Genomic DNA, 6,410 nt, shown 5'->3' with positions numbered 1-6,410 from the left:
CTCCGTCATTCCGGGATGGTGCGCTAGCACCAGACCCGGAATCTCGAGATTCCGGGTTCGATGCTTCGCATCGCCCCGGAATGAGGGAGTCTCACCATTGCATCGCCGAGCCGTCCCTTGTTCGCGCCGGCAAAATCTATCTACACTGCCGCTGGTTCGAATTTTTCCAAGGAAACTCCGTGGCCGCAAATGTCAATCCGCTCGCCGGCAAGGTTGCCGATCCCTCGATGCTGGCGAATATTCCGCGGCTGGTGACGGCTTATTTTGCCGGCCAGCCCGATCCGAAGGTGGCGGCGCAGCGGGTGGCGTTCGGCACTTCGGGGCATCGCGGCTCGGCGTTCAACAATGCCTTCAACGAGGCGCATATTCTGGCGATCAGCCAGGCGCTGTGCGATCATCGCGGCAAGGTCGGCCTTTCCGGCCCGCTGTTCGTCGGCATCGACACCCACGCGCTGGCGGAACCGGCGCTGGCGAGCGCGCTGGAGGTGTTCGCCGCCAACGGCGTCGAGGTGATGATCGACGATCACGACGGCTACACGCCGACGCCGGTGATCTCGCACGCGATCCTCAGCTACAATAAAGGCCGCAGCGAGGGCCTTGCCGATGGCGTGGTGATCACGCCGTCGCACAATCCACCCGAGGATGGCGGCTTCAAATATAATCCGCCGAACGGCGGCCCGGCCGATACCGACATCACCGGTGCCATCGAGCGCGCCGCCAACTTCTATCTCGAGAGCGGCCTTGCCGGCGTCAAGCGCATGCCTTACGGGCGCGCCCGCCAGGCGTCCAATGTCCATCGCCACGATTACATCACGCCCTATGTCGCCGACCTCGGCAATGTCGTCGACATGGCAGCGATCCGCGCCGCCGGCGTGAAGATCGGCATCGATCCCTTAGGGGGAGCGGCGGTGCGCTACTGGCAGCCGATCATCGAGCGCTACGGCCTTGACGCCACCATTATAAGCGACACGGTCGATCCGACCTTCCGCTTCATGACGGTGGACTGGGACGGCAAGATCCGGATGGACTGTTCGTCGCCTTACGCGATGGCGCGGCTGATCGGGATGCGCGACAAGTTCGATGTCGCCTTTGCCAATGACACCGACGCAGACCGACACGGCATCGTGACGCGCTCGAACGGCCTGATGAATCCGAACCATTATCTGGCCGCCGCGATCGCCTATCTGTTCGAGCATCGCCCGCAATGGCGAAAGGACAGCGCGGTCGGCAAGACCATCGTCTCGAGCGCGATCATCGACCGCGTCGCGGCCAAGCTCGGCCGCCGGCTGGTGGAAACCCCGGTCGGCTTCAAATGGTTCGTCGACGGACTGATCGGCGGCGCGTTCGGTTTCGCCGGCGAGGAGAGCGCCGGGGCCTCGTTCCTGCGGCGCGACGGGTCGGTGTGGACCACCGACAAGGACGGCATCATCCTGGGGCTGTTGGCCGCCGAGATGACCGCGCAAACCAAGCGCGATCCGAGTCAGTTGTTCGATTCCCTCACGGCCGAACTCGGCGTGCCCTTCTATGAACGGATCGACGCGCCTGCGACCGCGCAGCAGAAGAACCTGCTGAAGGCGCTGTCGGCCGACAAGCTCGCCATGAAGGAACTCGCCGGCGAGCCGGTGCGCGCGACGCTGACCGCGGCTCCCGGCAACGGCCAGCCGTTCGGCGGGATCAAGGTCACCTCGGACCACGGCTGGTTCGCCGCGCGGCCTTCGGGCACCGAAGACGTCTACAAGATCTATGCGGAGAGTTTTCGCAGCGGGGACCACCTGAAGCAGATCCAGCACGACGCCCAAGCCGCGATCGCGCAGGCGTTCAAGGGCTAGGGGCTCTCAGAAGCTACGCCGCCGGGGATGGCGATTGCGACGAGCCCTTGACGATGTCCAGATGGATGCCGCCGCAGCGCGTGCAGCGCATGGTCCAGTATTCGGAGCCGGCGCGGCCGGAGATGACGCGCAGGACTTTGAGCTGGCCTTCGCATTCCGGGCAAGTGGACCGCACCGCGGCGGGGGACTTGGTTTCGCAATCATGCATGGGCGGCTTCCCATTTTGGCTCGACGTTCACGCAGCGCTGGTTGAGATAGTCGATGCGGGATTTTGCATCCGCGATCGCCGCATCGGCGTCGGACCAGGCGAAACCGACTTCCAGTTCGGGAAACGAAACCCCGTCGATCACCACCGGCTCCAGATCCGCCCGCCTGATCCTGGCGTGCCAGAGACCGGTTCCGGCCTCGAAAGTCTTGATTTGAAAGCCGCTGTAATCCATGTCGCGCCCCCGGCAATATCCGTTGCCTGAGCAAAACATGAGTCCGCCCGAACGCGTGTGAACTGGTTCACATCTGGCGGCAGATCTTTCGGGCCGGGCAACACCGGCCGCTGGACGCCGGCGGCGTGAACCGATGTGCGATCACTTTCGCAGTACCGGATGGCGCTGCCATTGACTTGACCCGGCGTTATGACGACATTCATGCATCCGCATCCATTTCGCGATGCCCCGAAAATTCCGTCACGATGGGAACGTTGCCATGATCGATCTTTACTATTGGACCACGCCGAACGGCCACAAGATCACGATGTTTCTCGAGGAGACCGGGCTGAAGTACCAAATTTTCCCGATCAACATCGGCAAGGGCGATCAGTTCAAGCCGGAGTTCCTGGCGATCGCGCCGAACAACCGGATTCCGGCGCTGGTCGACCACGAGCCCAAGGGAGACGGCAAGGGCGGGGCTAAGCCGATCTCGATCTTCGAATCCGGCGCGATGCTGCTCTATCTCGCCGAGAAGACCGGAAAATTCTTGCCCGCCGATCTCTACGGCCGCTACGACGCCATTCAATGGACGTTCTGGCAGATGGGCGGGCTCGGACCGATGGCGGGGCAGAACCATCACTTCTCGAACTACGCCGAGGAGAAAATCAAATACGCCATCGATCGCTACGTCAACGAGACCAACCGTCTTTATGGCGTGCTCAACAAGCGGCTCTCGAATCGCGAATTCATCGCCGGCGATTATTCGATCGCGGACATGGCCTGCTATCCGTGGATCGTGCCGTACAAGAACCAGAGCCAGAACATCGAGGATTTTCCGCATCTCAAGCGCTGGCTCGAGACCATCCGCGAGCGGCCGGCCACGGTGCGCGCCTACGCCAGGGCCAAGGAGGTCAATCCGAATTTCGGACAGCCCGCGATCCGCACCGAGGAAGAGCGCAAGCTGTTGTTCGGGCAGACCGCCGCGGTGGTAAAATAGCTTTTTAATAGCCAAGGCCGCGATGGCGCCATCGTGGCCAGCTGCCGATGACAAGCTCCAACGGACCGGTATAGATAGCGGCGACGGCTGACGCGAACCGCTCGGCCACGATGAGGCGTGCCAGTTCGACGCGCGCCGCCGTGTATCATTCGCGGCCTCGCGCCGCAGCGACAGGAGACGACATTGGCGTACCGAAAATTGGTGCTTGGGATCGGCCTCACGATCGGGTTGCTTTTGACGGCAAGTTCTCTCGCGCTTACCCAGCCCGCTCCCCGGCCCGACCCCATGCTCAACAACGGGCCGCCGCTATGGGACGCCAACCACGACGGCGTTTACACCTGCGACGAATGGAAGAGTTTCATGGACGGGGTGTTCAAGTCGGCCGATCGCAACCATGACGGCAGTCTCAGTCCGTCCGAGTTCGAAACGGTCAAGAAAGCCGAGCCTTCGCTGGCCGAAGCGGATTTCGGTTATTTCGACGAGAACCAGGATGGCAAGATCTCGCGCAAGGAGTTGGTCGAAAAACCGAGCGCGTTCATTTTGCGGTTCGACAGCAATGGCGACTGCCGCGTCACGCCCGACGAGATCAGGGCGGCGGCGACGCCCAGGACCGATCCGCGGGCGCCGCAGGAACGGCCGCGCGACCGCTTTCACTGATGCCGCGAAGGCTGCGCGCGCCGGTTGATCGTGACCTGAACCGCAAAACGGCGGCGTCGTCAGCCCTTGGGGAAGCCCACCGTCTGCGACAGCAGCACCTGCTCGTCGTGGCCGAGCCCCAGCGCGCCTGCGATGGCGTCGCGATCGATCCAGGCGCGGATCACGGTAGCGAGCCCGTTGCCGGCGGCGAACAGGTAGACATTCTCGGTGATCGCGCCGGCCGCGACGAAGGCGTAGCCCGCCCGGCTCGCCGCCGGCACCAGCTTCATGCGGCTGTGGTCGGCGACATAGACAAGGTCCAGCGCCGCCTCGTCGACGAAATCCTGGTATCCGGTCACGCGCCGCAGATCGCTGCCGGCCACCAGCCGCAACGCGTTCTCGGCTGCATCGTACAGATAGGCACCTGACGGCAGCGCGACATAGACGTCGATCTCCTGCGCGTTGATCGCCGACGGCGCGGTTCGTCCGCCGTCGGCGCGGTTGATGCCGAAGGCCGCCCACAGCAGGCTGGAAAGCATCGGTAGCGGCAATTCCCTGGGCGAGAATGCGCGGGCCGAGCGCCGCGCCGCGATCGCCTCCATCAGCGGCATGCCGCCGGTCTTGTCGGGGACGGGCAGCGCAATCCTCGGAACAGCGTCGCCCTGCGCCGGCTTGGGACGCAACTGCCCCATGACGCCGAGCGCCAGTTTTGTCAGGGTACTCATCGTGTCGATCTCCCGTTGTGGGTTGAGCGAGCCTTGCATGCGCGCGGGTACGCCTGCCGATGATGAATCCCGATAATGAGCCGAAGGGTCTTGTCCTAGATCAAAAAAGTGAGCGGCTGAGCCGCCGACGTCATTGCGAGCCAACGGGTCGCGCGAACGCGCGCCCTCCCGTCATTGCGAGGAGCGATAGCGACGAAGCAATCCATTCCCGCTTGCCGGTGCCATGGATTGCTTCGCTTCGCTCGCAATGACGGTGGCTATCGCTGCCGGTCTTGATACGACTATGGCTGTGGGCTTTCGGAGCCCTGTGCCGCTGCCTTGCGCAGACAATCGCGGCACAGGCAATCCCCGCCATCGCCGGGCATCGGCAGGCGCACAACCTCCTCGGCGCACCAGCACGGCCCGGCCAGATTGCAGGTGAATTCCGTTCCGCATCGCGAACAGGCGAGGCGGCGCGAGGGCGCAATTTCCAACCGATTTGTCATGAATCGAACCAAACCTTCGCCGCGTTTTTCATGTCGGGTTGATCCCATGTGGGGGCAAGGCACACTGCTGTTGTCAACACGGCGCTCGCGGATGGAAGAGCCCTTCATCCCGATCCTCTCAGAGCGAGTTTGGCTCGTCTCGACCCCGCAAGGGGAGGGGCGAGGGCGCGAGCGCCGCCCGCTACCCCTTCGTGATCCCGTCGATCTCCGCCATCTCTTCCGTGCTGAGCGCCCAGCCGATTGCCTTGACGTTCTGCTCGATCTGCTCGACGCGCGTGGCGCCGGCGATGACGCTGGATACCTGCGGCTGCGACGCCAGCCAAGAGAACGCCAGTTCGAGCATGGTATGGCCGCGCGCTTGCGCGAAGGCCTGCAGCTTCTCGGCCGTGTCCTCGTTGCGCGGCGTGGCATAGTGGTCGCGCAGCGCGGGCATTTTGGCAAATCGCGTGTCTTCCGGTGCGCTCGTGCCGCGCTTGTATTTTCCGGTGAGCAGTCCGCTGGCGAGCGGAAAGTACGGCAACAGTCCGAGATTGTATTGCCGCGCCGCCGGCAGCAGATCCTTCTCGATCCCGCGCACCACCAGGCTATATTCGTCCTGGCAGGAGACGAAACGATTGACGTTGATCGCGCGCGCGACGTGTTCGGCTTCCGCGATGCGCCAGGCCGGAAAGTTCGAATTGCCGATGTAGCGCACCTTGCCCTGCCGGATCAGATCGTCCAATGCGCGCAAGGTTTCCTCGATCGGCGTCAGGGAATCGTAATCGTGCTGCTGGTAGAGATCGATATAGTCGGTCTTCAGCCGCCTCAGGCTGGCCTCGACGGCGGACATGATGTAGCGCCGTGACGCGCCCTGTTTGGTGCCGTCGGTCGCCATCGGCTTGGAATATTTCGTCGCCAGCACGATGTCCTTGCGTCGGTCGCCGAGCACCTCGCCGAGCACCGTCTCGGAACCGCCGATGCCCGCATAGATATCGGCGGTATCGAACAGCGTGACGCCGAGGTCGATCGCCCTGTGGATCACCTTGCGCGAGGTTTCGAGATCAGTGCGCTGGCCGAAATTGTTGCAGCCGAGGCCGATGGCGGAAACGCGCAGGCCCGAGCCGCCGAGGTTGCGAATTTGCATGGATCAATCCTGTGGGAAGCGGTGCCGGGGGCCGATCATATTGCATGTTGCGGCCTGAGCGCCATCGCGCGGCGGCTGTATTCGGCGCCATCGACGATACGGCAAATCGGCAATAGCACAAAAAAGTGCGGCCCCGGTCAGACGCGGCGACTGACGGGGACCGCTTGGGGCGCTTGATCGTTGACGGGGGGCC

Annotated in this window: 8 protein-coding genes; 3 read left to right on the top strand and 5 right to left on the bottom strand. The window is 63.6% G+C overall.

Annotated features, from left to right (window positions below; genetic code table 11):
* Positions 1-179 precede the first annotated feature (179 nt).
* Entirely contained in the window at positions 180-1,829 is a 1,650-nt protein-coding gene (gene pgm / locus E8A46_RS30120) for a phosphoglucomutase (alpha-D-glucose-1,6-bisphosphate-dependent) (RefSeq protein WP_291568892.1), read from the top strand.
* 13 nt (positions 1,830-1,842) lie between these two features.
* Here pgm and E8A46_RS30115 read toward each other — a convergent pair whose 3' ends face one another.
* Together E8A46_RS30115 and E8A46_RS30110 are read right to left on the bottom strand one after the other, a co-directional pair.
* Positions 1,843-2,037: a zf-TFIIB domain-containing protein gene (locus E8A46_RS30115; protein WP_291568890.1), complete on the bottom strand. Its 195-nt coding sequence runs from the start codon at positions 2,035-2,037 to the stop codon at positions 1,843-1,845.
* Positions 2,030-2,269, bottom strand: a complete 240-nt coding sequence (locus E8A46_RS30110; RefSeq protein WP_291568888.1) for a hypothetical protein — start codon at positions 2,267-2,269, stop codon at positions 2,030-2,032. Before E8A46_RS30110 ends, E8A46_RS30115 begins: the two co-directional genes overlap by 8 nt.
* Before the next feature lie 259 nt (positions 2,270-2,528).
* Here E8A46_RS30110 and E8A46_RS30105 point away from each other — a divergent pair, with 259 nt between their 5' ends.
* Positions 2,529-3,248, top strand: a complete 720-nt coding sequence (locus E8A46_RS30105) for a glutathione binding-like protein (protein ID WP_291568887.1) — start codon at positions 2,529-2,531, stop codon at positions 3,246-3,248.
* Positions 3,249-3,431: 183 nt separating this feature from the next.
* Positions 3,432-3,905, top strand: a complete 474-nt coding sequence (locus tag E8A46_RS30100; protein WP_291568885.1) for an EF-hand domain-containing protein — start codon at positions 3,432-3,434, stop codon at positions 3,903-3,905.
* Between the two features lie 59 nt (positions 3,906-3,964).
* On the opposite strand, the gene E8A46_RS30095 is transcribed toward E8A46_RS30100, so the two are convergent.
* The 3 genes from E8A46_RS30095 to E8A46_RS30085 all read right to left on the bottom strand — a co-directional run bounded on the left by E8A46_RS30095 (position 3,965) and on the right by E8A46_RS30085 (position 6,217).
* On the bottom strand, positions 3,965-4,609 hold the full coding sequence (locus E8A46_RS30095; protein WP_291568883.1) for a nitroreductase family protein: 645 nt from the start codon (positions 4,607-4,609) through the stop codon (positions 3,965-3,967).
* A 281-nt stretch (positions 4,610-4,890) separates the two neighbouring features.
* On the bottom strand, positions 4,891-5,094 hold the full coding sequence (locus E8A46_RS30090; protein ID WP_291568881.1) for a hypothetical protein: 204 nt from the start codon (positions 5,092-5,094) through the stop codon (positions 4,891-4,893).
* 181 nt (positions 5,095-5,275) lie between these two features.
* Entirely contained in the window at positions 5,276-6,217 is a 942-nt protein-coding gene (locus tag E8A46_RS30085; protein ID WP_291568879.1) for an aldo/keto reductase, read from the bottom strand.
* Positions 6,218-6,410 lie beyond the last annotated feature (193 nt).

The organism is Bradyrhizobium sp. (assembly GCF_004799445.1).
In the GTDB taxonomy this organism is placed as follows: Bacteria; Pseudomonadota; Alphaproteobacteria; order Rhizobiales; family Xanthobacteraceae; genus Bradyrhizobium.
The sequence above is the reverse complement of the archived record's forward strand: the minus strand, read 5'-3'. Positions and strand labels throughout refer to the sequence as shown.